Origin of the sequence: Rubrobacter aplysinae (genome assembly GCF_001029505.1) — a bacterium.
Taxonomy (GTDB): domain Bacteria; phylum Actinomycetota; class Rubrobacteria; order Rubrobacterales; family Rubrobacteraceae; genus Rubrobacter_A; species Rubrobacter_A aplysinae.
On record NZ_LEKH01000019.1, the window covers coordinates 25880 to 51476 of the forward strand.

Consider the following 25597-nt stretch of genomic DNA (forward strand, 5'->3'; position numbering starts at 1 on the left):
CCTTATCGTAGCCCTGCCTGTGAGAGTACGGCGTCCTGGAACTCGTTCAGGGGCCCCGGGTGGACGAGGTCCATCTCGCCGAGCGCCTGATCCAGGGTGAAGCCCGCCTGTCTTTCGTGGTTTTGCATCTGGAGCACCCGGTCGAGAACGTCCGCCGCGTGGAACGCCCGGCCCTCGGGGCTGTCGGCGTCCCGGGTAGTCTCCAGGCACGCCTCCGTCTCTTCTCGGAGCGTCTGCGGCAGCTCCGCAAGCGCGGACTCGCGGAACCTCCCCGCCACCCGCTCCAGATACCCGCCGAGCAGCTCCTCACCGGTAAAGCCCGAGTCCGGGAGCCCGGCGTTGTGCAGGTGATGGGCGAGGCCGGCCAGAAACACGGGGGCCGGGTCCGCCTCGAAGAAGCCGGAGAGTATTACCCCGTACACCGCGACCGTGGCGCAGTGCTCGGCGTGGGACTCCGGGGGCTCCAGGATCAGGCGCGGCCTGCCGGGCCTCGTTGCTCCGGCCCGGGGCTGACGCGCCAGGGCGGCGGCGAATCCCGGGGCCTGTCCTGTACTGTGGTGCCCGGGGGCCGGGGCTCCGGGGACCGCCACAGCGGCCCGTAGCTCACCCAGCAGGGGCTCTGGTATGGGGGAGGAGACGGCGTCGAATCCAGAGAGGAGCACCTCCCGCGCCTCCTGCGACGAGAGGCCGCCCGTGGCGAGCACGGATCCGTCCACCGCGCCGAGCCGGGCGGAGCATAGCGCCGAGGCGGTCGCGTGGAGGGCCGTATCCCTGGTGTCCAGGGCCTCGGAGCCGCCACGGGGGCTGCTTAGCGCGGCCCACGAGCTCCGAAAGTGGGCGTCGGCGACGCTGCCTTCGAGCCGGGCGGCCCGGACCCTTTTGAGGTCCCCGATCTCGGAGAGGAGGGAGAGGTACGGTGGTATCCCGGCCGCCACGGACTCTGCTGAGGTTCTCTTCACGTCCGGGAACCTACGCGCTGGCGGAGTCTACCCGGCCCGCGGAGGCGGCGCCGTTGGAGATCCAGTCAAATAGCCGCTGCTCCTGGCGGTAGAAGTCGTGGTCCGGGGAGTCGCCGTCCCGCACGGTCATCGGGGCCTTGAAGAAATGTCCGAACTGCTCCTGGACCCCGCCGGAGCCCCGCCTGCGGGCGAGGTCGGATAGCCTGGCGAGCTCTATTACGAGGGGGGCCGCCAGCACCGAGTCTCCGCAGAGGAAGTTGACCTTGAGCTGCATCTGCTTGCCCAGAAAACCCGAGACGTCCACGTTGTCCCAGGCCTCCTTGTTGTCGCCGCGCGGCGGGTAGTAGTGGATCGAGACTATGTGGTTCTCGACCTCGTAGCCGAGCATGTGATCCAGCACAGACCCCTTGGTCGCGTTCTTGGAGGCCAGGGAGTCCGGGTCGTCCAGGATGTGCCCGTCGCCGTTTCCGAGCATGTTGGTCGAGTACCAGCCCTCGACGTGCAGCGCGCGCGAGCGCAGCGCCGGGGCGAGCACGGTCTTTAGCATGGTCTGGCCGGTCTTGCCGTCCTTGCCCGAGACCGGGACGTTCCTGAGCTCTGAGAGGCGTTTTATCGCGGGCACGTCGGCGGCGACGCTGGGGGTGAAGTTCACGTACGGCGCGCCCTCGCTGATCGCGGCGTAGGCGTAGAGCATCGCCGGACCTATCTCCGGCGCGTCGGCGTCCAGGCCGCTCTCGAAAGCGTCTATGGTGGAGAGGACCGGCGCGGATATGTCCGCCACCCTCTCCGTCGAGGCCAGGTTTACCAGCACCACCGAGTCCAGGCCGTTACGCTCCTTGAAGTCCCGGAGGTCGGCGCGGATCGCCTCTACCTTCGCCCGGTGGCCGTCGGCGGCGACCACGTTCGAGCCGGCGGCGTTGCGGCAGAACTCGCTGTCGAAGGCGGCTGGCCAGGGCGTAACTCCCCCGAGCCTCTCCCGGATGGCCTCTAGCTGCCGGTAGTCCAGAACCCCGGCCCTCTCCGCCGCGGTTGCGAGATCGTCGCCCGAGAGATCCCAACCCCCGAAGACCAGATCCTCGTAAAGAGCCATCTCCTCCGTACCTTTGAGAGGCCGCGCCTCTCCGCCCTCGTCTCGTACGCTGGCCTCCGCCAGCGGCAGGCCCTCCGTCCCGGCGAGCCCGGCCTTCATGAGCTCCGTCCCGGCGACCGCCGTCGAGGCGACCGCCCCTCCGAGACCCACAACGGCCACGCCCAGCCCGCTCTTGTAGCGGCCCCCGCCGCTCTCCTCGCCGTTCCTTTCGCTGCTTTTTCCGCCGTTTGGCTGCCTCTGCTGCAATTGATGGCTCCTCACCCGGGATCTGTATCCCGGCTCCGGTACTTTTCGGTACTTTTCGGTACTTTCTCAGCCGAAGCTCTCGGCCGACGCCAGACTCTCTGGCTCCTGTCAAAGCGTTCCTGATTTCCCAACATCCCTCAACGGTACGAGCGAGCCGTAGTGTATCCGCCTCCTACGGCCTCGCTGTGTTAGCTAACATAGTTCCGGCCTTCTCCCGGCACGCCCTCGCGCTGAGAAACGCCCATGAAGATCCCGTGAGATATGCACCTTGAAGCCGGCGCGAAACTCGCACTGTCATAGCCATTACGGCCGCCCCGGCAGACCCGGTTACCCTGCGTCTGCCGGTTTTGATGTTCTCGAGGTTCTCGAGGTTCTTGATGCCGGAGGATCTCGTAGGTCCCACTCGTAGAACTCGTAGATTCCAAGGGGGTACGTTGACGGATGCTCTGCCGGACCGAGGTTCCGGCTCCGCGGGGAGGGTGATGATTACGGGGGCCACGGGCTACGTGGGCTCGGCGGTCGCTGCCGCCCTGGACCGTGCCGGATACGAGGTCTGTGGCCTGGCCCGCTCGCGGGCCTCGGCGCAAGAGCTGCGGGGCAGGGGCTACGCGGCGTATCCCGGAGATATGAAGCGGCCCGGGGACCTCTCGCGGGCCATACTGGAGTCCGGTGCCGGCGCCGTCGTCCACGCCGCCACGACCGGAGACTCAGAAGCCGAAGAGGCCGACAGGAACGCGGTCGAGGACGCTCTGCGGGCGCTGCGGGGCACGGGACGGACCTTCGTATACACCAGCGGCGGCTGGGTCATGGGCGAGACGCCGGGCTCGCCGCAGGACCCGCTCGCGGACGAGGAAACCCCGCCGGAGCCCGCGCCTTCCCTGCACTGGCGTCCGGCGGTCGAGCGATGGGTACTGGAGGCCGCTGCGAGCCACGGGGTGAGCACCTTCGTGGTCCGGCCCGCGCTGGTATACGGCGGGGGCGGGGGAGTGGTCGCGGAGCTCGTGCAGTCCGCCCGGGAGCGCGGCTCGGCACGGTACGTGGTGGGAGACGCGCCGGGCTCGGGCCCCCTGTGGACGCTGGTCCACAGGGGGCCCGACCTCGGCGACCTCTACGCCCGTATCCTGGCTCGCGCCGAGCCTGATGGGACCGGCGGGTCTCTCGGGACCCTCGTGGTCGCCGCCGGCACGAGCCCCGTGCCGGTGCGTGAGATCGCCGCCGAGGCAAGCCTGCTATACGGTTCGGGAGATCCCCCACAGCCCCTACCCCTCTCCGAGGCGCGCCGCGAGCTTGGCGTCTACGCGGACTCCCTGGTCCTCAGCCAGCGGCTCTCGGGCGCCCGCGCCCGCCGACTCTTCTGTTGGGAGCCCTCCGGCCCTCCGGTCCTCGAGGAGCTTGCCACCGGCTCCTACGCCCCTCCGGGCTCCTCAGAGGGTAACGGCGGTGTCAGATGAGGCTCCTGGTGCTCGGCGGCACCGGGTTTCTCGGCTATCACGCGGTCACCGCCGCCATAAGCGAAGGTCACGAGGTGTCGGTCTTTACCAGGGGAGGCGAGGCCCCGGCCGACGGAGTAGAGATGCTCTACGGCGACCGCCACGGCGACCTCTCTGCCCTGCGAGATAGGGAATGTAGGGAATGGGACGCCGTGCTCGACACCTTCTCCGACCCGGAAGCCGTCGCCGAGACCGCCCGGCTTTTCTCCGGCTCCGCCGGGGCTTACGGCTTCGTCTCCGGCATTACCAACTATCACCCGCACGGCCCGCGGGTAGTGGACGAGGAGTCCCCTTTGAGGGTATCCGGCGACGCCCCGTCCGAGGACCCGCTCCAGGAGAGGGGCCTGGCAAAGCTCGGGTGCGAGAGCGCGGTGCTCCGGGAGTTCTCCGGAGAGACCTTTATCGTACGGCCGGGGATAATGGTCGGCCCCCGGGACCCGACCGACCGCTTTAGCTGGTGGCCCGCGAGGTTTGCCCGGGCGTTTGGGCTGTCGGGACTTGCGGGGACCGGGGCTGGGCCCGCTAACGTACACGAGGTGCTCGCGCCCGGGGACCCGAACCGTCCCGTACAGTTTACCGACGCCCGGGATCTCGCCCTGTGGATGGTCCGGATGCTCGCCTCCGGGACGGGGGGAATCTACAACGCCGTCGGGCCGGGCCGCCGCGAGCCCATCTCCGAGGTCCTGGATACCTGCCGCCGGGCCGCGGCCGAGCTGGCAGAGTCTGAATCTGCTGTCCCGGCGGCCACCGCCTATCCGCGTCCGACCTGGGTGGATGAGACCTTTCTGGCGCACCATCTCGAAGACGTTACAGAGGAGAAGCGCCCCCTATGGTTTCCGGAGCCCCAGATACCGTTCGACGAGGTCGACTCCTCCCGCGCCATAGACGCCGGCCTGTGCTTCAGACCCACCGTAGAGACCGCCCGCGACACCTTGAGATGGCTCGGACCCCGCGCCCAGGACCCCTCGAACCTCGCGGCCGGCCTGACTTACCATCGTGAGCGCGATCTCCTCCGAGCGTGGCACGGAGTCGGGCCGTGATCCAGGTCTCGCCGGCAAAACACACAAGACACACAAGAACCCGCCCCGATAATACGAGACACTGGTCCAGCACGAAATCAACGCATAATACAGTACAGGCTGGGGCTATCTTTTGATACTGGTCACCGGTGGGGCGGGGTTCATCGGGTCTCGACTGGTATCCGCGTTAGTGGCGGATGGTCTGGAGGTTGCGGTGCTGGACGATTTGTCCGGCGGTAGTGCCGCAAGCCTGCCTGCTGGGGTCCGGTTTCTGGAGGCGGACGTGGCGGACCCCGGGGTAATCGGCGAGATTGAGCGCCTCTCTCCGTGGGCCGTGGTACACGCCGCCGCCCAGATCAGCGTCCCCGCCTCCGTGGCAGACCCCGGGCGCGACCGGGCGGTAAACGTCGAAGGTACGGAGAACGTGATCTCGGGTGCCATAGCGGCCGGTTCCGGGAGGTTCGTGTTCCTCTCTTCCGGTGGCGCCGTATATGGAGAAGCCGATGGCGCGACGGAGCTCACGCTGCCGGACCCCACGAGCTACTACGGGGCGCACAAGTACCTCGCCGAGCGGTACGTCGGTCTCAGCGGTCTCTCGTTCGCCATAGCCCGGCTCGCGAACGTTTACGGAGCGGGACAACGCTCCGACCTCGAAGGCGGGGTAGTATCCATATTCTTGGAACGTCTGCTGTGCGGCTCCCCGGTAACCATCTACGGCACGGGCCTACAGTCCCGGGACTTCGTGTACGTGGGCGACGTTGTAGACGCACTCCTCACCATGCTCGGGAGCCGCTCAGAAGGAACCTGGAACGTCGGCACCGGAGCCTCGACCACCCTCCTCGGCCTCCTGCAAAGCCTCCAGGACGAGCTCGGTACCGGGATCTCGCCTCACCACGCCCCGCCTCGCCCCGGAGACGTGCGGGGATCCCGCCTGCATGTAGACCGTATCCTGGAAGACCTCAGCTGGAAACCCCGCCACAGCCTGCCCGAGGGACTCAGGGAGACCATCCGGGAATCCAGGAGGTAATAACGCATAATACTAAAAAGCTGTACGGAAGTGGTGCCTGGATCGTCTGGGGGATAGTATGATCTGGAGCATAGTCTTATAATTACGGGTGGTGTCTTGATTATCTCACTGGTACATACCGGCACATCCGGAGCATCCGAAGTAGGGGAGTGATCATGTCCGAGGTGCGTAGGCGGGCGCAGGATGCGGTGGAGGAGTTGACGCAGGATGGTGAAATAGAGGAGTTCAGTGTAAACGAGTCTGACTTTCTGTCCGTCAGGGAGCGCGGCGGGGCGGCCGGTACCCGGATAGAGCAGAGCCCGGCGAAGCTGTCCGAGGCGTCTGAGATCGCGAACCGGAGCTTCCCGGAGCGGGGTCCCTCGGGACAGTTTACCAACGTGGTGTACCCGGTGGTGATACCCGAGCGCCAGTCTCTTTTCTGGAGGGTGTTGCCCATAGGGCTGCTCGTCGTGTTCGTCGTGGTCGGCGTCCTGTCGGTCGGGCTCGGTGCCGTACCCGGGGTTGGAGGGTTGGCCCTGGCGGTTGCCGGGCCTCATCTATGGCTTCTCTTCGCCCTTCTGGCGCTGTTCTCGTGGTGGAGGCAGAGCGTGGTAATGGTGCCTGACGGATGTCAGGCTCTGATCACGCGCTTCGGCAGGCTTGAGGATACCGTGGGTGCGGGACGTATCTTACTGTTTAACCCCTGGAAGCAGGTTGGCTACATAGTAAACACCGTCCGGGAGTACCCCTACAACGCGCCGATCCGGGAGGCCCCGACCTCCGGCAGGGTCAACGCTTCCGTGGATCTTTTTCTCCAGTTCCGCATCGAGCAGCCTGCGGAGTTCGTGTTCACCCTTGGTGGGGTCAAGGGCTTCTCCGACAAGCTGGAGAACGCCATAAGCGAGGTTACCCGGGCTCTCATCTACGAGCAGCGCGCCGAGGATATCTACGATCTCGTTGGTGAGGATACGGACAACTTCATGGGGTCTCTCAACGACCAGTTCCTGCCCGCCGTGCGGTTCACGAACGCGAACATCACCCACGCCGAGCCTTCGAGCAAGGAGTATAGGATAGACCTCGCCTCCCCGGAGATGGTCCGGGTCGCAAAGGAGGCGTACACGTATCAGTACGAGCTCAGGCTCCGCAAGGAGCAGGACGAGGGTGAGCTGAACAAGGAGCTCGCCGAGCTCCGCAAGACGCTCTCCGAGATAACCGCCGATATAGCCGCTTACCAGGCTCAGATGGACACCGCCCGCGAGCGGGAGACCAACGGCGCGGAGGCCCGGGCCCGTCAGCGGCTGGTCGAGGCCGAGAGTGAGGCGAACGCGAACGCGGCTCTGCTAGAGGCCCAGGCCCTGGACATCCGGGCCGTATCCAGCGCCGGCGCGCCGGAGATACTGGAGTACCGTTTCCAGCGCGAGGTGCTCGACAAGCTGGAGTCAGTCGCACAGCGGCTGCCCCGGGTGGTCCAGCTAGGCGAACAGGGCGGCGACGGCAACGTGGACTTCCTGGAGATAGCTCGGCGCATGATCGGCACCCGCGAGGAGCCGCTGTACTCCGAGGAGGACATGGAAGGCCTGCGCAGGAGAATCGAGGAGATCCAAACCCGTATCGAGGAGCGCCAGCAGGAGATACAAAGCCTCTCAACCGCTCACGCCGATGACGCCGATGAAGCTCCCCAAGAAGACGATGCCGGAGGCGGAGATGAGGATAGGGTAGAGGAGATCCGACGCTCCGTCACCGACGAAGCCGTAAAGGAACGTGTAGAGCGAATCGGCGACGACAAAAATCATACCCATAATACAAGTAATGCAGACGGTACTGGCACCGACAGCACTGAAAGCACTAACAGACCTAACGGGCCTGAGAAACCCGAGGATTCCAGAGGTAACTCTAGTAGTTCCGGTAGTGGATCCAACAACTCCGTCGACGGTGGGGAGGACTAGATGTCAGACTCCGGTGGTTCTGTTGGTACCCGGGACTTCTCGAAAATAAAGGAGGAGGTTGCGTCGTGGTCCGGGGTGAGGCGGTATCTGAGGGGTGGTGATGAGGGGTACATAGTCCCGGTTGTGATACCGAAGGACCGCGGTCGGTATGGATGGCTGCTGCCACTCGGGTTCTCGCTTTATCTCTTTGGCGCCGCTCTGTTTGTCGGTGTTATTGCCCTCTCGGGGCTTGCGGCCAGCGCCGGGGTTCTTCTGCTTGCGATATCCGCCCTGTGGCTGTGGCGGGGGTCGATAGTCGAGATCGAGCAGGGCACCAGTGGGGTTCTTTCGAGATACGGGGCGATAGTGGGTACGCTTGAGCCCGGGCGTCACTATCTGTGGAGGCCGTGGGACAAGGTCGAGGCGGTGGTTGACACGGCGACCGAGATTCCGTATCTGGCCCCGGTCGCCGTGTGCCCGACGAGAGAGAACGTGCCGCTAAAATCGATAGAGTTCTTCCTCAAGTTCCGTATAACGGACCCGGTAGCTTTCGTGCGCAGCATCGGAGCCTCTAACTTCGACATGGTGCTCTCAAGCGCCGTTCAGGATGCCATAAGGCGCCGTAGCCGGCGGGTAGAGACCGAGCGCGCGTACGACCTGCGCGGCAGCGACGTAGGAGATATGCAGGAGTATCTGAACCGTCAGCTGGAGAGCTACGGTGTAAGGATACTCGGCGCGAACATCCCGGATGTTCAGCTGCCGGACCAGTACCAGCAACACCTCGCAACGCGGGAGCGCGTCGCCAAGGAGCTTGCCGCCTACGAGCGTGAGTGGGAGCTTACCCGAAAGCGCCGGATAGACCGGGTGCTAATGGAGATAGAGCGCTCGAAAAAGGAACGGGACGCCCGGCTGATAGAGGTAAACGAGGCAAGGAACAAGGCCCGTCAGGACGTCGCCAGGATGCTCGAGGAGCGTGAGACGGAGGCGCAGCGTGTCAGGCTTGAGATAGAGACCAGGGGGAGATCCTCGCTCACGGAGGCTGAAAACGAGGCCCGGGAGCTCAAGTATCTCGGCCAATCCCACCGGGATAACCGGGCTATTGTGCAGTACGAGCTCGCCCTGCGGAGAGTGGAGGTCGGCGAGAAGCTACTGCGTGGAGCCCCGAGGCCCGTGGTCGTCCGCGGAGAGGGGAGTGAGCAGTCCGCTCTGTCCACCATGATCATGGCCCGTCTGATACCAGAGCTGTCAGGTGATTTAGGTGGCGGTGCTGAGGAGCCCAACGGACACCCTCGTCAAGGTAAAGGAGATCCTAGGAGCCGCGCCGGGGATGCCCTGGACTCGGTAACAGGTGTAGAGAGAGGAGACTAGACGAAACTAGATGAAGCAGGGTATATAACGCTGATAACGAATATCCGTCGGATTTACCGCCGGTATTCTTCCCTCATGGCGTAATCGTAATGACCCCATCGGGGCCGCCGATGCTATTCTAAGCACCCTGCATTGCATCGTCTATTATCTTGCGATGGTCAAAGGTAAGCTCTGTCTCTTTTACGAGCCTTACACTCCTTGGTTGAGACATCTCTCTTCTTCTAAGATCCTGGTCAGGGTCGGAACTATATTTCCGCATCTTACACACTACCTATACACTACCTCTTTATCCCTGATACTCTTCGACACTTGAGGGTTGATGCCGGGTGATGCATAATACTTCTGTAATCTACTGTAGTCACCATATCATATAGCTTATATATAGCTTATATAGAAGAGAGAAATACAGGTTTGAGAGTACTTGCAGTTAGCGACAGGGTGGAGCCGTTACTCCAGGGTCCTGGTCTAGAATCTGTTACTAATGGGGTAGAGGCAGTCCTTTCCTGTGGGGACCTCCCTTTCGATTACCTGGAGTACCTCGTAACCTTTATCGGAGTTCCTCTCTTCTATGTCCGGGGGAATCACGATCCCAGGGACGATACCGGAAAGCACCCGGGGGGCTGCATACCCATCGGTGGCCGGGTCGAGGATTTCGGGGGCTTCTCTATAGCTGGGCTGTCCGGCTGTATGTGGTACTCGGGAGGCTCCAATCAGTACACGGAACGTCAGATGTCTCGTGCCAGCCGGTCAATCTCTCGCAGGCTAAGGATCAGTCGCTCTTTTGGTAAGGGTCTCCCTACCGTATTCGTGAGCCATGCTGCCCCCAGAGGCATCGGGGATGCCGGGGACCTGTGTCACAGGGGTTTCGGGGCTTTCCTAGATCTCACACGGAGGCACAACCCGGAGCTGTGGGTCCACGGCCACGTCCACCTCTACGGCAGACATGATAACGATGATTCGCATGACCTTAACTTAGGCTCAACGCGCGTCGTCAACGCTTACGGATACCGCCTGCTTGATCTTTAGTCTATAGTTCCTCTTGCGGCGTTTCTCCCGAGGCTGTAAATTCACCTCTTACTAGATGAGAGACGTATACCCCAGTGAATCCCACGATGCCGCCAAGAAGGCATTCTCCAGGGCCCGTAGGGAGGCCATCCTCCGTCATGCCTGGGCCCGGGCTAGACACGGTCTCCACCGTATCAGCCTGGAACCCTTTGAAGATGCGAGATCTAGTGTCGCCCTATCCGGGATTATAGAGAAGGTTCCTCTCGGCATGAGAAAGGTCTCGCTCTCGGACATACGTGGCAGTGTCTCCCGGAGCCGGGACTTCGATGATAGATTTCTCCCTCTTAACAACGGGCTCCGCGAAAGGTGGGAGGCGGTCTATAAAGCCTTCCAACACTCCTCTCACCTCGGTACCCCGGTTCCTCCCATAAGCCTTTATATGGTAGAGGACAGGTACTTTGTCAGGGACGGTAACCACCGTGTGTCCGTCGCTCTCTTCAGGGGATCAAGCACTATCGAGGCGGATATTACCCTGCTCCATCCTACTCAGACCAACCCCCGCACTTCCGGCCCCCGCCTTGCGTGAAACTTGTAGAGTAAAATCCCACGATGTCAGTACGGTGTAAGAGACAGCAGGAGTAAAAATCGTGCCCGAGTATGGCTCCGCTAAAGAGTACTTCGACCATATCTCCCAGGAAGTGACCCCTGATCAGGCAAAGAGCCTTAACGGTCTCTTCAAGTTCAATATCAAGGATGCCGGCGATTGGATATTCGAGTTTACCGAGTCGGGTGATGTCGGAGAGCTTTCACCCGCCGATGATGTCCACCCGGACTGCACGATAACCTCTTCTGAGAAAGACTGGCTCGACATAGTCTCAGGCCGTACGAAGCCAATGAGTGCCTTTGTCACTGGCAAACTCAAGGTCCAGGGTGCTACGAACAAAGCCATGAAACTCCAGCAGATCCTCGGAGCCCAGTAGGACGTATAATACTTCTCTCTTTCCTAGTATATGGCGATGTCAGGCTTATCAGCTTACTCAGACTCAGGAATCTTATTAGAGAACAGTATCCTTCGTGTCTCTTCATCAATCTCGCTAGTGGGCTTCCGCCACTCTTTCCCAAGATCTAGGCCTCTAGATACCGCTTCCCGGTTTTTGATGTTTTCGTACCATCTCCCGAGGCTCGGATAGTTCTCTAGGTCTTGTCCCTGGTTATCATGGGGTATTATCCAGGGGAGTATTGCTATGTCTGCTATAGAGTATCTTCTCGCAAAGAACTCGTTGTTTTCAAGATGACGGTCCATCACCCCATATATCCTTGCGGCCTCGTTTGTATATCTCTCATAGGCGTATTCGATCCGCTCCGGTGCGTACTGTCTGAAGTGGTGAGCTTGTCCCAGCATGGGGCCTACAGAGCCCATCTGGAACATTAGCCACTGGTTTACCACATGCCTTTCCTCTTTGAAATCGCCGTATAGCGTGCCGTACTTCTCTGCTAGGTAGATCAGTATCGCTCCAGACTCGAACAGCGCGGTATCTTTCCCTCCGAAACCGTCATGGTCCACCAGTGCGGGCATCTTGTTGTTGGGACTAATCTCTAGAAACTCTTTCTTGAACTGATCTCCCGCAGCTATATCCACGGGAACGGCATCGTAATCCGCCCCGACCTCCTCCAGCATAATAGATACCTTCCAGCCATTCGGTGTCGGCCAGTAGTAGAGATCCATCCCCATAACTTCTTCACCTTTCCTATTCGTCTCCCAGTGTGTCATGCCGCCTGGCAGTTTCTTACCTCACTTTCTACCAGATAGATTCTAAAATAACCCACTCCACCCTTGCCTTTACAAATTACTTATGAGAATGTACCTTCCCGAAAGTAATTGCTGGATTATCGTAGAAAGTAGGTTCCTTAGTGAACAGCGATGTGAGGTACGAGGTGATCAGCGAGTCCAATCAAGAACAACGTTACCAGATAGATCATAAGGGCAATCAAGGACTTTCTAGTACCTCTCTAGTAGGTTCTACAAGATTCCCAGAGGACTCACATCCGGTCTTTATATATCTATCTTCCTTGTCTCACGGTTCGAGAAGGACTATGAAGAGCTCACTGGACATGGTAGCGGGGTTCTTGTCTGGAGGGTTATCCGATGCTCTCACGTTGGACTGGAGTAGGATGAGGTATCAGCATATGGCAGCAGTCAGGTCAGCCGTATCAGAGGTTTACGCCCCTTCCACGGCTAACAAGATAATATCCTCGGTAAAGGGTGTCCTCAGAGAGTGCGTAAGGCTGGATTATCTCTCACCGGAAGACCTCTCAAGAGCATGTGACGTCTCTGCCGTGAAAGGAACCAGAGAGCCAAAAGGACGCGCGCTTTCACAGGATGAGTTGAGCCGTGTGTTCCTTGCTTGCTCCTCAGATGACAACAGTACGAGAGGAACAAGGGACTATGCGATACTCGCGGTAATGTACAGCTCTGGCTTACGTAGAAGCGAGGTAGCGGCACTAGAGATTCGGGACTATGTCGGATCTTTAGGCGGGAATGGAGAACCTGATAGCTACGCTTACTTATCCGTGAGGTCCGGCAAGGGAAATGCAGACCGCACTTGTCCCATAAACTCGTCCGCAAGAGACTCGCTGGATCTCTGGCTGTCTATTTTGTATCCCCGAGGATCCGATAAAGAATCCTCGGGATCACCCCTCTTTAGACCTATATCGAAGTCAGAGAAGGTAATGGAGCGCGGGATGACTGATCAAGGAGTATTATACATATTGCAGAGGAGGGCTCGAGAGGCCGGTGTGGCGGCTTTTACGCCGCACGATCTCAGGAGGACTTTTATTGGGGATCTCTTGGACCGGGGGGCGGATATATCTACCGTTCAGCAGTTGGCCGGGCACGCCAACGTACAGACAACGGCCCGCTATGACAGGAGAGGTGAGCAGGCCAAGCGGAAGGCCGCTTCTCTGCTGGATCTCCCTTAGGGTCTTGGGGTAGTAGAGGTGCGTGAAGAGTTGCAACGGTTACAATTCATGTCCTACTCGTCGTAGGGTACCAGGCTTACCACGTGATACTCAGGGAGCAGTGATCTCCCGTCCAGGTAAGAGAGCTCTATAACGAATGCAACCGCGGCGACCTCGCCGCCTGCGGACTCCACGAGCCTGCACATCGCCCTAGCGGTCCCCCCGGTGGCGAGGAGGTCGTCTACCACCAGAACCCTCTCTCCTGTATACACAGAATCCCCGTGTATCTCTAGTGAGTCCGAGCCATACTCAAGGTCATAGCTTTGGGATATGGTCTCTCTAGGGAGCTTGTTGGGCTTTCTGGCGAGCACTATACCCTTACGCTCCTTGTAGGCCAGAGCGGTGCCGAACACAAAGCCCCGGGCCTCGGCACACAGTACCTTGGAGTATGAGACGTCTTCGACTGACTCGGAGATGAGGTCAACCGTGTCGTTCATGACGCCGGCGCTCTCTATAAGCGGGGTTATGTCCTTGTAGGAAACACCTTTTGTGGGATAGTCCGGGACCTCCCTTATATACTCCTTGACCTTCTCTAGTCTGGACAACAGGCCTAGCCCCACTTCCTGACCATCTAAAGATCTACAAATTCCCTACCGGGTCCTTACCGATTTTCTCACCTTCTTGCTGAGAAAATTACTGCGAATTTCCCTCGAGAGACTCTATAGAGCCGGACATTATAAGCTCCTTCAGCCGGGAGTCTACCGACGCCAGGTAACGCGCACTCTCCATCGCTTTGGCTGTTCTCTGGGTGTCGCCGCTCCTGAGCTCCGGGTTGAGAACCTGCTTGAACATCGCAACCTCACGCTCTACGGCTGCCACTATACCCCTCAAGTGGCGGGGCTGTATACCATACCGCGACATCTCGACTGCCATCCTCGCTATCTCGAGATCCCGGGATTCCAGGCTAACCCGGTTACCGCTGCTGCCCCTCCCTATTACTCCGACCGAGACAAGCTCCTCTATAAACCCGGAGTCAGCGCCTAGGAGCTCACAAAACTCCTTCTTCGTGTAGACCCGTGACTCGTCTGAATCGTCTGATTCCTGAGACTGTATCTCCGGGTACCCTGAGGGGTCGCCCGCCCCTCCCGAACTACCCGTGTCGCCGTTATGTATTATGCCACTATCAATCCGCTGTTTTATAACCTCGAGCGGGAGGTACTCCCGCTCCTGGAGGCCGAGTATGAGCCTGAGGAGTCGGAGATCCTGGTCCGTAAAGAGCCGGTAACCCCCGCTGGTACGTTCTAGCTGCAGGAGACGCCTGCGTTCGAGGTAACGCACCTTGCTGACGGATAGGGAGGGAAAATCCTCGCGAAGCTCGGAGACGACCTCACCGATCGTGTATCTCGTGTGAGGGTCGCCAGAGTAAACACCAGCAGGGCCACCGAAGGGTGAAGGTCTCACATCCTCTGCAGCCCCGCCAGTGGCCCCCTCAGTAGCCTCTTCAGTGACTTCAGTGCGTTCGACGGCGGATCCGCCAGTGGATATATTCGGGGTTTCGTTTGAAGGCTCTGGCTCGGTAGAGGGGCTTCCGGTGGGTGGACGGACCGAAGAGGACTCGGAACCCTCGGAGCCATCAAAGTTTTTCCTCTCGGACCTATCGACCCTATCCAAAGTCTCTCACCCCCTGGTGCGCTGGTGTTTTGAGCGCTCCATAATTTTCATGGTTTCACGAGTTCCCGCTTCAAGTAAACACGAACTTGAAACGGTATTTACCGATCTGTATCTCGTCCCCGTTTCTCAGGTAGACACTATCGACGCGGACGCGGTTGACGTAGGTTCCGTTCAGGCTGCCGGCGTCCAGTATCTTGAACCCCCGCTCCTCCTGGGCTATGCGAGAGTGTTCCCGGGAGACGGTAACGTCGTCGAGGACTATGTCACTAACGTGGCCTCTGCCGATGGATATACTGTCATGCCCGACGTCGTGCATCCTGCGCCCGGCGGTCCCCTCTACCTGGTCGAGCTCTATCAGGGCGGCCGTGTCAGAGGTGTCCTCCGCACCTTCGGGATCCTCATCAAAGAACCCCGGGGAGTAGGAGACTGTGGATTGAGTGGGGTTTAGGCGAGCCCCGCACTCACCGCAGAACTTCATCCCCTCCCCGAGGTTAGCGCCGCATTCGGGGCACCTGGTCAAGGCCCCCTCCACTCTTCTCTCCCGCTTTTACCCCGGTCGCCGGGATCGTCGGTGTCTCCGACTCCGCCACCTCCGTACTCAGCAGTCTCGTCAGGAGCTCCGGGAGAATCGGAAGATCCGGGAGCTCGGGGGTCATCGAGGTCGGCATCGCCGACACCGTCAATCAGGGCCTGGGCGAGCTCGCCAGCCGAGACGGAAGACTTTCCCCGGCGGACGAGCTCGGCTCTGAGGAGGTCTATCCTACCCTGGAGAACCCGCCGCCGGTAGCTCACCTCGGCCTCTTTTATGACGAGCGACTGGAGATGGTCCTTGAGCTCTTCCTCAGAGGAGACTGTCAGGTCCGGAAAGTCCTCCCACTCAAAAGGTGATTCTGTCTCTCCCATCCTATAATTATAACCTTACCTCAACCTCAAGTACACACTAAAGCAATACGGGTAGAGCCGCCCGTACCAGGTAATCTCAGGGGTCTCAAGAGCCGGTGTCGGGGGGCGTATCTTGTATCAAGGAGCCGACGAGATCGGCGTGCTCGTCGGCCATCTTGTCGGCCACGCTTTCGGGGTTCCCGCTGTTACCGGTGTGCTCGGCGTAGACGTAGAAGAGCGGGTTGTCCGGGTCGGGAAGCATGAGCACCCACCCATCGTCCAGGTTAAGCTTTATGCCGTCTGTGAGTATCACATCCGGGTCCCCGCCGAACCTCTCGGCGAGGCCGCGCATAACCCGGCCCTTCTCGGTCCACGGACATTCTAGCTCCCGGTACACCACGCCACCGAAGGGCTCGCTGATCTCTGTTCTGAGGTGAGACAGACCACCTTGCCCGAATAGCTCCAGGGCTTTTCCTATCGTCATGAAGCAGTCCGGGGCCGGGAGGAAATCGGGGAATATGTAGCGGCCGTCACCGGTCCCAGCGAGGGTCGCCCCCTCCTCGGAGGCCTTGAGGGACACGTTGCCGAGGCCGGTACGGCTCTCGAGGAGCTCGCCGCCGCCAAGGAGGTCGGCGTACCTGCTCGTCAGGTTTAGTGGAAGGACGGCCCTTGGGGGAGCCAGGGTGTGCATGACGCAGGCAAGCATAACGCCCGGGGGTACGAGCTCGCCCCGGTCGTCTACGAACTGCAGATCCTCTCCTGTGGGGCCCACAACGCAGCCGAAGGCCGCCCCGACACTCGGGACTATACGCCCTACCCTATCCAGCCTCTCCCGGGCCTCCGGAGCCAGACAAGTGTCTTTAGTATCTTGCGTATGTTGCGTACCGTAAACACCCTGGCCGGCGTGGCCTGAGGCACCGGTGATGCCACCTGCGCCGGGCCCGGGCACCCTGGCAACGTTGGCGTTCGAGAACCCGGAGAGCACGACGGCGTTGACCCCGAGACGTGAGAAGACCCGGCTCGCCACGAGGTTCGCGACCCCTTCCGAGAAGTCCACGACTATGGTGATACCGGAGGTACCGCTGCGGTCGAGGGCACGCTCCAGACGCTCGACATACTGCTCCACTGCGCGTCCGGGGTAGATCACCTCTCCTATGTCATCCGCGTAGGCGCGGCGGTACTCTTCCCGGACGTACACCTTCTCTACCGAGCGCTGGTCGGCCTCTGTCATCGGTGTCGCGTCGGAGGAGAAGAAGAGTATCTCCACGTCATCCCGGTCGTAGCCGGAGCGGACGTGAACCCCGGCCGAGGCCTTGCCGGCGAGAACGTCGTGACGCACGACTCCCGCGTGAGCGGCGCGCAGGTCCCGGACGCTGATGCCGGTGCCGTTGATCGCGCTCACGAGCGCGCGCTTTGAGACCTGGGCCTGAAGAGAATCGTCTCTGCCGACCGTGACTATAGCACCCGGATCGAGCGTGGTGCCGAGCGAGGAGGCTAGCCGGATCACGAACTCCGGCGTGACGTCCACGTTGAACTTACCTGAGACCACCCCACCCTTGAACAGGGTACGCAGCCCCATACTCTCGTAGATCAGACTCTGCGTGACGTTTGCCCCGCTCTCGACCGTCTTGTGCGGGTACACCTTTACCTCGGGCGATACGGTTGCTCCTTCGCCGACTATTACATCGTCGCCGAGCGCGCTCCGCTCCAGTAGCCGGGCCCTGGGCTGTATGTAGGACGAGCGTCCCACGAGCGTGTCGATTAGCTCCGCGCCGTCCCCGATATACGAGCCGTCCGCGATCACGCTGCGCTCTACCGAGGCTCCGGCGGAGACGACTGTATTTGCCTCTATCACGGAGTACGGCCCGAGGTAGGCCCCCTCCTCTATCCTGGAGTTATCCCCTATAACCACCGGCCCCGAGAGGGCCTCCTCGTCCACCTGCACCCGCTGGCCCACGTAGATGCTCTCCTTCAGCCTGGTGCCGGGAGGCCGGACGCCGCCAACCTTGCCGTCGAGCACGTCGCGCTGGGCGGCGGAGTACTGCTCTAGGGTGCCGATGTCCTCCCAGTAATCCCCGGTGATGTATCCATACATCGGCCTACCGTCCTCCAGGAGCCTCGGGAAGAGATCCGCCGAGAAATCATACTCTCCCCTGTCGGGTATCTCGGCCAGCACCGAGGATTCGAGCAGGTATATACCAGTATTCACGGTGTCCGAGAATACCTGGCCCCACGCGGGCTTCTCCAGAAAGCGCGAGATGCGCCCGTCCTCCTCGGTTATCACTATGCCGAAGTCCAGCGGGTTCTCGACGCTCTTGAGGACCATCGTGGCCTCCGAGCCCCTCTCGTCGTGGAACCTGAGAAGCTCCGTAAGGTCCGAGTCTGTAAGCGCGTCGCCACTGATGACCAGGAACCTCTCATCCTCGTCTCCGAGGCTCTTGATCTCTTCCTCCGCCATCTTCACGGAGCCCGCCGTGCCGGCCGGCACGTCCTCGACGGAGTAGCGCATGTTCACGCCCCACTCGGAGCCGTCCCCGAAGTAGTCCCGGATCTCATCCGGCATAAACTGCAGGGTCACGACGATATCCTCGAAGCCGTGACGCTTGAGGAGATTTACGATGTGCTCCATGCACGGGACGCCGACTATCGGGATCATCGGCTTCGGCTGATTGCTCGTGAGCGGCCTGAGCCTCGTACCCTGCCCGCCCGCCATTATTACGGCCTTCAAGGACATACCTCCGTTGAGACTCTTGAGACTCTTACAGGGAGTGGAGAGCGTGACCTACTGCCGGGTCTACCTCCCCCGGACGGTACGTCTAGCCTCCTCCATACTCTCCCCGCCCCGAACGTCTTACCCGGACACGCGGTATCTAAATCCAGAGCCCTAGCCCCGGAACTCCTCCGTCCTACAAGAAGTTGTGGGGGTTACTGGCTGCTTTACAGGCTACTATTGTCACCCCTTGCGTCCGCTGCGGCTGCTCATCGCCTTGATCCTGATGGTACACCCAAAAAGATCGTACCGTTTGCGGAGCGAGTTCTCGATGTACCTCATGTAACCGTCCGAAAGGTCCTCCGGCCTGTTGGCAAATATTGCGAACCTCGGCGGGGCCTGTCCGGTCTGTGTGGCGTACCGGATCTTCACGCCTTTCGGCGGCGTCGTCCTAGAGACCAGCTCGTTTACGAACTCCGCCAGCTCGTGCGTGCTAATCTTAGTATTATACGATTTATATAGGCTTTGGGAGAGCTCCGGGATCCTTTCGACGCCGACTCCAGTAAGGGCGGAGACGGAGAGGAACGGGGGCTTGAGGTCGGTGAGCCGGGCGGAGAGGGTCTGCTCCACCCAGTCGAGGCGGTCGGGGTCGGCGAGGTCTCTTTTGTTCACCAGGATGCCGCAGGAGCGGCCGGCCTCGGCGATCATGCTCGCTATTCGCAGGTCTCCGTTTACGAGGCCCTCGACGGCATCCACGAGGAGCAGGGAGACGTGGGAGCGTCGGATAGCCTCTTCGGTGCGCAGGTAGGAGTAGTAGGGCAGGCCGTCGGCTTTGCGGGCGTCCCGGCCCACACCTGCGGTGTCGAGCAGCAGGTAGCGTCCGTCCTGCCCCATATCGAGCTCGCCTGCCACGGAGTCCGTGGTGGTTCCGGCCAGCTCCGAGACCACGGCCCGCTCGGAGCCCAGGAGCCGGTTGAGGAGCGTGCTCTTGCCGACGTTCGGCCTGCCGACTATCGCAATGCGCGGGATGTCTTCGGCCTCGTCCGGGGTTTCCGGCTCCGGGAGGGCGGCGACCAGCACGTCCAGTAGGTCGCCGAAGCCGAGCCCGTGGCTCGCGGAGATCGCGTACGGCTCGCCTTCGCCTAAAGAGTAGAACTCGTAGCGCGCGCTGTCGTCGGCGGGGTTGTCCAGCTTGTTCACGGCGAGCAGTACCGTGCCGCTCACCCCGCGGAGCTCGCGGGATATGGCGGCGTCGGCCTCGGTCACACCGAGCCTTGAATCTGCGAGGTGCAGGATCACGTCAGCCTCTCGGGCGGCGGCCCGGGCCTGCGTGGTGACCAGGCTGGAGAGGCTCGGGGCCCCGCCGCGGGAGCCCGGCTCTATGCCACCGGTGTCCACCAGGGTAAACTCGCGTCCGGACCACTCCGCCCGGCGGTATCCCCGGTCCCGGGTGGTGCCCGGCTCGTCGGCGACCACCGCCTGACGGCGGCCGATCACCCGGTTTATGAAGGAGCTCTTGCCGACGTTCGGCGCGCCTACCACTGCGACCACCGGCAGCCCCGGCTCCCGGGCCTCCACTATACGGCCCCGCCGCTTGGGGCCTTGGGTAGGTCATAGATATCGCTTATCAGGCTCTCGGCCGCCGCTGCGTATGATCTCCGCCCGCCTTCCCGGATGACGCGGGGCTCGCCGAGGTGTATCTCAAGGCGCTCGCCTCTTAGCCTCTGCAGGAGGTTTGGGACCGGCCCGACGTAGACCGGAAGAACCGGCGCCCCGCTGCGGGAAGCGAGCATTATGGCCCCGCTTTTCGGGGCTTCCCGGTCTGTCCTGGTCTCCCTCCTGCGGGTGCCCTCGGGGAAGATGCCCAGCGCGGCGCCGAGATCCAGATAGCGCAGAGCGGCCCGCAGCGCTGCGCGGCCTCCCCCCTGACGGTCTACCGGGAAGCTGCCTATGAGGTAGAAGAGCCCGGCGAACGGGAAGACGAACAGCTCCTTCTTTCCCATCCACTGGATCCTGCGCGGCACCGCCATGCAAACGTATACGGGATCCAGATACCGCCGGTGGTTGGAGGCGATTATCAGGGGGCCGGTGCGGGGAACGTGCTCCTCGCCGTGAACCCTGAGACCGAGCAACAGTCCGGCCACGGCGACGACCACCCTCCTGAAAAGTCCATACCTGCGGGAGATCCCGATAGAGACCTTCTGTGGAGCCTCGGGGGCACTCAAGCTCCACCAACCCCCTGATGCTCTCCCCTGTTCGACGCCCGGCCCTGGACGTCGGCGGCGAGCCCGGTTATCCGCTCTACGACCTGATCCAAAGCCAGGGAGGTGGTATCCAGGATCACGGCGTCCCGGGCAGGTTTTAGAGGCGAAGCCTCGCGCTCACTGTCCTGGCGGTCCCGGGTCTGTATCGCCCGCCGTATCCGCTCTATCTCCTCTTCACGGCCGGTCTGGGCCGCCCGGCGGCGGGCTCTCTCCTCGGCGGAGGCGGACAGGAATATCTTGAGATCCGCCTCCGGCAAGACCACCGTGCCTATGTCCCGGCCTTCTACGACCCCCCCGCCATATCTGGAGGCCCCCGACGCGGCCTGTCGCTGCACCTCGCCCAGCACCTCCCGCACCTCCGGGTGCATGGAGACGCTGGAGGCCGCGGCCGATACCTCCGGGGTCCTGAGATCCGGCTCGGGTATCCGGGCTCCGTCCGCGCTGACACCTTCTCCGTCCAGCTCCAGGCGTGCCGCGCAACCGGCGAGACCGGGCCCGTCCGTAACATCCACACCGTCCCGCAAGGCTACGAGCGCGACGGCCCGGTACAGGCCTCCGGTGTTGAGGTTCGTGGCCTCGAGCCGGGAGGCGACCTCGCGGGCGACGGAGCTCTTACCGCTCCCGGCGGGACCGTCTATGGCTATTATGAGGCTCGTGGCGTCTTCGGGTTCCGGTTTCATCCCGGGCAGTATATCCGATACCCGGACCCGGATACCGCCCCGGCGGGTCTGAGCCGGGTCCGACAAGCCTACAGCCTCCCGAGACGCTCGAAGTAGTCGGGGAATGTCTTGGTGACGCAGTCGGGGTCCAGGATCGTCACACCCTCCACCATCAGCCCCACCAGAGAGAACGCCATCGCGATACGGTGATCGCCGTAGGTCTCGATCCTTGCCGAGGAGAGCTTCTTTTTGGGTATTATGCGTAAAGAATCCTGAGTTTCCGTTGCCTCGACGCCGAGGCGGCGGAGCTCTGTGGCGACGGCGGCTATGCGGTCGGTCTCCTGATGGCGGGTGTGGGCGATTCCGGTGATGGTGGTCGGGTCGGCGGCGAACGGGGCGATGGCGGCGAGGGTGATGAAGGTGTCGGAGATATCGTTCATGTCCACCTCGACCCCCCGGAAGAGTTCGGGTCCTCGCACCTCGGTTTCCGCGTTCCTAACCTCTACCGAGCAGCCCATGCTCCTTAGGACCTCGACGAACCGGAGATCCCCCTGGGAGCAGCCCTGGCCGAGGCCGGGCACGGTGACGCGGCCCCCGGTCAGGGCTGCGGCGGCGAAGAAGTACGAGGCGGCCGAGGCGTCGGGCTCGACGTGGTAGTCCCGGGCCTCGTATACGGCGGGCCGGACGAGATACCGCCCCGGGCTTTCGGAGACCTCTACGCCGAACTGCCGCATCACGCCCGTCGTGATGCCGACGTAGGGCCGGCTGACGAGCTCACCGGAGAGGTTCAGTGTTACCGGGGCGTCCGCGGCGGGCGCGGCCATCAGGAGGCCGCTCAGGAACTGGCTACTCCTTGAGACCTCGACCGTCGTCTCACCCCCCGCGATGCCGCCCCCACGCACCAGGAGCGGGAATTGGCCCTCCTCGCCGGCGTACTCGACCGATATACCGAGCCCGCGCATGGAGTGTACGAGGTCGGCCACGGGACGCTCGCGCATGCGCCGGACCCCGTCGATCCGGTACGCCCCCCCGCCAAGGGCGAGCACCGGGGGCAGGAACCGGGCGGCCGTGCCGGCGTTGCCCACGCAAACGTCGCAGACCTCGGTATCGCCCCCGGGCACCGCGCCGCCGCCACCCCGGACCTCTACCGTCCCCTCGCGGGAGTCCGCCCGGACCCGGAACCCGAGCCTGACGAGGGCGTCCATCAGCCAGTACGAGTCCTCCGAGAAGAGGGAGTTTCGGATCACGGAGTCCCCGGCAGCGAGCGCGGCCACCACCAGGGCCCGGTTGGTGACGCTCTTCGAGCCCGGCACCGACACGTTGGCGTACACCGGCCTCCCGAGAGGCGTTATCTCCATCTCTTCCGGAAACTCTCCCCGCACCCCGGCGAGCGTAAAGTCCTCGCCCGGCACACCGGAGACGTAGCTCTCGTGCCTCTCGTATCTCCCGCCATCTCCGCTCAAGGCAGCCTCTCCAGCTCGTCCTGGTACAGGCTCCGGTACTCTCCGGCCTCCAATTCACCTACGGCAACCGGACCGACCCGGATCCGGTGCAGCCCGACGACCTCCAGGCCGACCGCCGCGCAGGCCCGGCGTATTATGCGATTACGGCCCTCGTGGATGGTCAGCCGGAAGCTGGTCGAGAGGCCGGAGGTCTCGACGTCCCGCAGCCCGGGCGGGGACATCGGGCCGTCGTCGAGGTCCGGGCCGGCGGCGAGGGCATCGAGGGCACCTTCCGGGGCGTTGCCGGAGACGGTCACGAGGTACTCCTTCTCCACCTCCCGGGAAGGGTGGGTGATGCGGTGGGCCAGCGCACCGTCGTTGGTGAACAGGAGGAGGCCCGTGGTCTCGGCGTCGAGCCTGCCGACCGGCACGAGGCCCGGTACCCGCGGCATCAGCCGGGTCACCGTGGGGCGGCTCTTGCCCGGCTCATCTTGCAGGGTCGTCAGGTAGCCGGAGGGCTTGTTGAGGGCCAGATATGCGTGCTCGACGGGTAGCTCGACCGGCTCCCCGTCCAGCTCGACCGTGTCGTCGGAGCCGGCTCCGTCGCCAATCGTCGCGACGCGGCCGTTTACCCGCACCCGGCCGGTCTGGATCATCTCCTCGGCCTTGCGTCGGGAGGGGGCCGAGCCGCTGCGCGACAGGTAGCGTTGCAGCCGCACTACCCGTCCTCGCTCTCGGAGCTTTCGGTATTTTCGGGGGTCTGTGTGGAATTCGGAGTCTCGGGGGGACCGGCTACTTTCTCGCGCACCCGGTCTAGCTCTTCGCCGTCCACCAGGCTCTCAAGAGCCGGGAAGTCATCCCGGGAGGCGGCGCCGGCGGCGACCAGGAACCGCTCCGTCACCTCTAGAGTGGCCGGGGAACCGGGCGCGGCGGTGTCCTGGCCCGACTCGGCCAGCAGGCCCCGGTCCATAAGGCTCCGCACCACGGCGTCGGAGTTTACCCCGCGCGAGGCCGAGACCGCCGCCCGCGTCAACGGCCCGAAGTACAGCACCGTGGCGAGCACCTCTGTCGCCGCCCCCGAGAGCGGGGCCGGGCGGGACTCGCCGCGCAGCCGCTCGACGGCCTCGGCGCAGGCCGGGTTGGTCGCGAGCTGGTAGCCCCCGGCGACGCGGCGGAGCACGATACCGGAATCAGCCGGCGAGTAACGCCGCTCCAGGGCCGGGATCTCGGCCTCGACCTCCTCGACAGAGAGGAGCGTCGCGGCGGCCAGGGTCCCGGCGGAGAGCGGTCGGGCGCTGGCCAAAAGGACCGCCTCGATGAGCGCCCCGGCACCCGGCGGGTGCGACGGGTGCGGCGTATGCGCATCCTGTGGACCTTGCGGACTCTGGCTCAAGCCTGCTTCTCCTGCGACTCTGGCTGCTCTCGTGGCTCTCGTTGCTCTCTCTGCTCTCTCTGCTCTCTCTGCTCTCTCCGCTGCGGCGGCTCCAGGATGAGCGGGCCCATCGGCTCTGACTGGGAGAGTCTTACGTTGCCCTCCGAGGCCAGGGAGAGCGCGGCGGCGAAGGTCACCGCGGCGCGCAGGCGGTCCATCCCCCGGGTCAGCTCCTCGAAAGAGAGCGAGCCGGAGGAGCGGGAGAGGGAGACCCGGATCACATCCGCCAGCTCCTGCAGCGTGACGGTGATGGGCCCGAGATGCCGGGTCGGGGGCTCCTTGAGGCGTGCAGAAGCCCGGCCCAGCGCCCGGGCCAGCCGCGAAGGCCGTATCTCGAGCTGTCCAGGACGAGGCGGGGCCTCGTGGGCGGAAGGGTAGTGGCCGGCGTTGTCCGCCAGTCGGCCGGAGAGTCTCTCGGCGGCGCGTTTCACCTTCAGGTAGCCCGCCAGCCGATCGGCGAGCTCCTCCGGTGAGATCTCCTCCTCGGCCTCCTCGGGGTCGGGCTCCGCCGCCGGGGCCAGCGTCCGGCTCTTGAGCAAGACCAGCGAGGTCGCCGAGTCCACGAAGTCCGTATCCCGCTCCAGCGCCCGCTGTATCGCCTCCTCCGGACCCTGAAAGTTCTGGAGCGCGCGCGGCCCGGTTTTCTCCCCCGTATCCTGTACCTCTTGTGGTTCTTGTAGCCCCCCCGCGTCGGCGGGATGGGCGGCCCGGTAGAGACCCACGAGCTCGTGCAGCGGGATCTCGAAGATCTCAAGCTCGTCGCGCAGGATCAGGGCCAGCAGCCATTCGTAGGGGCCGGAGTACACCTCGAGCTCGACAGTGAACTCCGAGAGCGCCCGTGAGGTCTGTGAGGTCTGCGAGGCGCCCCGCCCGCCGGGTACGCTACTCAACGGATCTCCTCGTGCAGCGGCAACAGAGAGGTGAGAGGCTGGTGCTCCACGCCATACTCTCGGGCCAGCGTGGGGCCAACTATCCTCCCCTCGGCAACCGCCACGCCGTGCCGCAGGGCCGGGTCCGCGTTCAGCGCATCCACCAGGCCGACGCCGGCAACCCTCTTCACGTAAGGCAGCAGCGCGTTGGATAGCGCCCGGGTAGAGGTGACGGGAACGGCGGCGGGCACGTTCTTCACGCAGTAATGGATGACCCCGGACTCGACGAAGGTCGGGTCCGCGAGCGTCGTGGGCCGGGAGGTCTCGAAACATCCGCCCTGATCCACGTCCACGTCCACTATAACGCTGCCCCACTTCATCTCCCGGACCGTCTCGCGGTCCACCAGGTGCGGGGTCCTGGAGCCCACGACCAGCACGGCGCCTATCACGAGATCGGCCCGCAGGACCGCGTCCCGGATGGAGAGCCGGCTCGCAGCCAGCGTGGTTATCCCGCCCCCCGGAAGCTCCTCCTCGAAACGCCGCAGCCTATCGAGGTCGCGGTCGAGGACGACGACCTCCGCGCCGAGGCCACTGGCAGCCCG

General features: G+C 63.0%; 23 protein-coding genes and 1 pseudogene. 8 read left to right on the forward strand and 16 right to left on the reverse strand.

Going from position 1 to position 25597, the window contains the following annotated elements:
• Positions 1-2: 2 nt before the first annotated feature.
• Together ABD53_RS13880 and ABD53_RS13885 are read right to left on the reverse strand one after the other, a co-directional pair.
• Positions 3-959, reverse strand: a complete 957-nt coding sequence (locus ABD53_RS13880; protein WP_200900401.1) for an HD domain-containing protein — start codon at positions 957-959, stop codon at positions 3-5.
• Positions 960-969: 10 nt separating this feature from the next.
• Positions 970-2214, reverse strand: a complete 1245-nt coding sequence (locus ABD53_RS13885) for an inositol-3-phosphate synthase (RefSeq protein WP_047866435.1) — start codon at positions 2212-2214, stop codon at positions 970-972.
• Between the two features lie 563 nt (positions 2215-2777).
• Here ABD53_RS13885 and ABD53_RS13890 point away from each other — a divergent pair.
• From ABD53_RS13890 to ABD53_RS13920, 7 genes are all read left to right on the forward strand, one after another.
• On the forward strand, positions 2778-3746 hold the full coding sequence (locus tag ABD53_RS13890; RefSeq protein ID WP_047866414.1) for an NAD-dependent epimerase/dehydratase family protein: 969 nt from the start codon (positions 2778-2780) through the stop codon (positions 3744-3746).
• Positions 3743-4825, forward strand: a complete 1083-nt coding sequence (locus ABD53_RS13895) for an NAD-dependent epimerase/dehydratase family protein (protein ID WP_047866415.1) — start codon at positions 3743-3745, stop codon at positions 4823-4825. The genes ABD53_RS13890 and ABD53_RS13895 overlap by 4 nt, the downstream gene beginning before the upstream one ends.
• A gap of 112 nt (positions 4826-4937) precedes the next feature.
• Entirely contained in the window at positions 4938-5831 is an 894-nt protein-coding gene (locus ABD53_RS13900; protein ID WP_047866416.1) for an NAD-dependent epimerase/dehydratase family protein, read from the forward strand.
• A 155-nt stretch (positions 5832-5986) separates the two neighbouring features.
• Positions 5987-7756: an SPFH domain-containing protein gene (locus ABD53_RS13905; RefSeq protein ID WP_084709699.1), complete on the forward strand. Its 1770-nt coding sequence runs from the start codon at positions 5987-5989 to the stop codon at positions 7754-7756.
• Positions 7757-9103, forward strand: coding sequence for an SPFH domain-containing protein (locus ABD53_RS13910; RefSeq protein WP_084709700.1), 1347 nt, complete (start codon positions 7757-7759; stop codon positions 9101-9103).
• A gap of 438 nt (positions 9104-9541) precedes the next feature.
• On the forward strand, positions 9542-10129 hold the full coding sequence (locus ABD53_RS18040; RefSeq protein WP_407690116.1) for a metallophosphoesterase family protein: 588 nt from the start codon (positions 9542-9544) through the stop codon (positions 10127-10129).
• Between the two features lie 626 nt (positions 10130-10755).
• Positions 10756-11088: an SCP2 sterol-binding domain-containing protein gene (locus ABD53_RS13920; protein WP_053058102.1), complete on the forward strand. Its 333-nt coding sequence runs from the start codon at positions 10756-10758 to the stop codon at positions 11086-11088.
• A 53-nt stretch (positions 11089-11141) separates the two neighbouring features.
• Here the strand turns inward: ABD53_RS13920 and ABD53_RS13925 are convergent, their stop codons facing one another.
• Entirely contained in the window at positions 11142-11879 is a 738-nt protein-coding gene (locus tag ABD53_RS13925; RefSeq protein WP_235401656.1) for a glutathione S-transferase family protein, read from the reverse strand.
• A gap of 140 nt (positions 11880-12019) precedes the next feature.
• Here ABD53_RS13925 and ABD53_RS16700 point away from each other — a divergent pair, with 140 nt between their 5' ends.
• Positions 12020-13087: a tyrosine-type recombinase/integrase gene (locus tag ABD53_RS16700; RefSeq protein WP_152670788.1), complete on the forward strand. Its 1068-nt coding sequence runs from the start codon at positions 12020-12022 to the stop codon at positions 13085-13087.
• Between the two features lie 53 nt (positions 13088-13140).
• On the opposite strand, the gene ABD53_RS13935 is transcribed toward ABD53_RS16700, so the two are convergent.
• The 13 genes and pseudogenes from ABD53_RS13935 to ABD53_RS13995 form a co-directional block, all read right to left on the reverse strand.
• The gene (locus ABD53_RS13935) at positions 13141-13671 is read right to left on the reverse strand and encodes an adenine phosphoribosyltransferase (protein ID WP_047866418.1); all 531 of its coding nucleotides are present in this window, start codon (positions 13669-13671) and stop codon (positions 13141-13143) included.
• Between the two features lie 88 nt (positions 13672-13759).
• On the reverse strand, positions 13760-14737 hold the full coding sequence (ftsR, locus tag ABD53_RS13940) for a transcriptional regulator FtsR (RefSeq protein WP_084709704.1): 978 nt from the start codon (positions 14735-14737) through the stop codon (positions 13760-13762).
• A gap of 70 nt (positions 14738-14807) precedes the next feature.
• Positions 14808-15269: an FHA domain-containing protein gene (locus tag ABD53_RS17875; RefSeq protein WP_084709705.1), complete on the reverse strand. Its 462-nt coding sequence runs from the start codon at positions 15267-15269 to the stop codon at positions 14808-14810.
• Positions 15254-15640, reverse strand: coding sequence for an RsiG family protein (locus ABD53_RS17545; protein ID WP_053058104.1), 387 nt, complete (start codon positions 15638-15640; stop codon positions 15254-15256). The genes ABD53_RS17875 and ABD53_RS17545 overlap by 16 nt, the downstream gene beginning before the upstream one ends.
• 85 nt (positions 15641-15725) lie before the next feature.
• Positions 15726-18347, reverse strand: a complete 2622-nt coding sequence (locus ABD53_RS13955; protein ID WP_053058105.1) for a sugar phosphate nucleotidyltransferase — start codon at positions 18345-18347, stop codon at positions 15726-15728.
• Positions 18348-18572: 225 nt separating this feature from the next.
• Complete coding sequence (gene der, locus ABD53_RS13960; RefSeq protein WP_160309705.1) at positions 18573-19880, reverse strand: ribosome biogenesis GTPase Der; 1308 nt, start codon at positions 19878-19880, stop codon at positions 18573-18575.
• Positions 19881-19906: 26 nt separating this feature from the next.
• The gene (locus tag ABD53_RS13965) at positions 19907-20554 is read right to left on the reverse strand and encodes a lysophospholipid acyltransferase family protein (protein WP_084709707.1); all 648 of its coding nucleotides are present in this window, start codon (positions 20552-20554) and stop codon (positions 19907-19909) included.
• Positions 20551-21339, reverse strand: coding sequence for a (d)CMP kinase (gene cmk, locus ABD53_RS13970; protein ID WP_200900403.1), 789 nt, complete (start codon positions 21337-21339; stop codon positions 20551-20553). Before cmk ends, ABD53_RS13965 begins: the two co-directional genes overlap by 4 nt.
• 2 nt (positions 21340-21341) lie before the next feature.
• Positions 21342-22715: a 3-phosphoshikimate 1-carboxyvinyltransferase gene (gene aroA, locus ABD53_RS13975; protein ID WP_200900404.1), complete on the reverse strand. Its 1374-nt coding sequence runs from the start codon at positions 22713-22715 to the stop codon at positions 21342-21344.
• On the reverse strand, positions 22712-23413 hold the full coding sequence (locus ABD53_RS13980) for a pseudouridine synthase (protein ID WP_047866421.1): 702 nt from the start codon (positions 23411-23413) through the stop codon (positions 22712-22714). The genes aroA and ABD53_RS13980 overlap by 4 nt, the downstream gene beginning before the upstream one ends.
• Positions 23413-24087 (reverse strand): SMC-Scp complex subunit ScpB, encoded by a 675-nt coding sequence (gene scpB, locus ABD53_RS16205; RefSeq protein ID WP_084709708.1) that lies wholly within the window; start codon positions 24085-24087, stop codon positions 23413-23415. The genes ABD53_RS13980 and scpB overlap by 1 nt, the downstream gene beginning before the upstream one ends.
• Complete coding sequence (locus tag ABD53_RS13990; protein WP_047866422.1) at positions 24084-25016, reverse strand: hypothetical protein; 933 nt, start codon at positions 25014-25016, stop codon at positions 24084-24086. The genes scpB and ABD53_RS13990 overlap by 4 nt, the downstream gene beginning before the upstream one ends.
• Positions 25013-25597: pseudogene (locus ABD53_RS13995) on the reverse strand (alanine dehydrogenase); the annotation flags it as partial. The gene ABD53_RS13990 and the pseudogene ABD53_RS13995, both read right to left, overlap by 4 nt.

Coding starts and splice junctions, on each gene's coding strand:
- ABD53_RS13905 (WP_084709699.1), top strand. CDS start 5,987: ATGTCCGAGGTGCGTAGGCGGGCGCAGGATGCGGTGGAGGAGTTGACG.
- ABD53_RS13890 (WP_047866414.1), top strand. CDS start 2,778: ATGATTACGGGGGCCACGGGCTACGTGGGCTCGGCGGTCGCTGCCGCC.
- ABD53_RS17545 (WP_053058104.1), bottom strand. CDS start 15,640: ATGGGAGAGACAGAATCACCTTTTGAGTGGGAGGACTTTCCGGACCTG.
- ABD53_RS13910 (WP_084709700.1), top strand. CDS start 7,757: ATGTCAGACTCCGGTGGTTCTGTTGGTACCCGGGACTTCTCGAAAATA.
- ABD53_RS13895 (WP_047866415.1), top strand. CDS start 3,743: ATGAGGCTCCTGGTGCTCGGCGGCACCGGGTTTCTCGGCTATCACGCG.
- ABD53_RS13925 (WP_235401656.1), bottom strand. CDS start 11,879: ATGACACACTGGGAGACGAATAGGAAAGGTGAAGAAGTTATGGGGATG.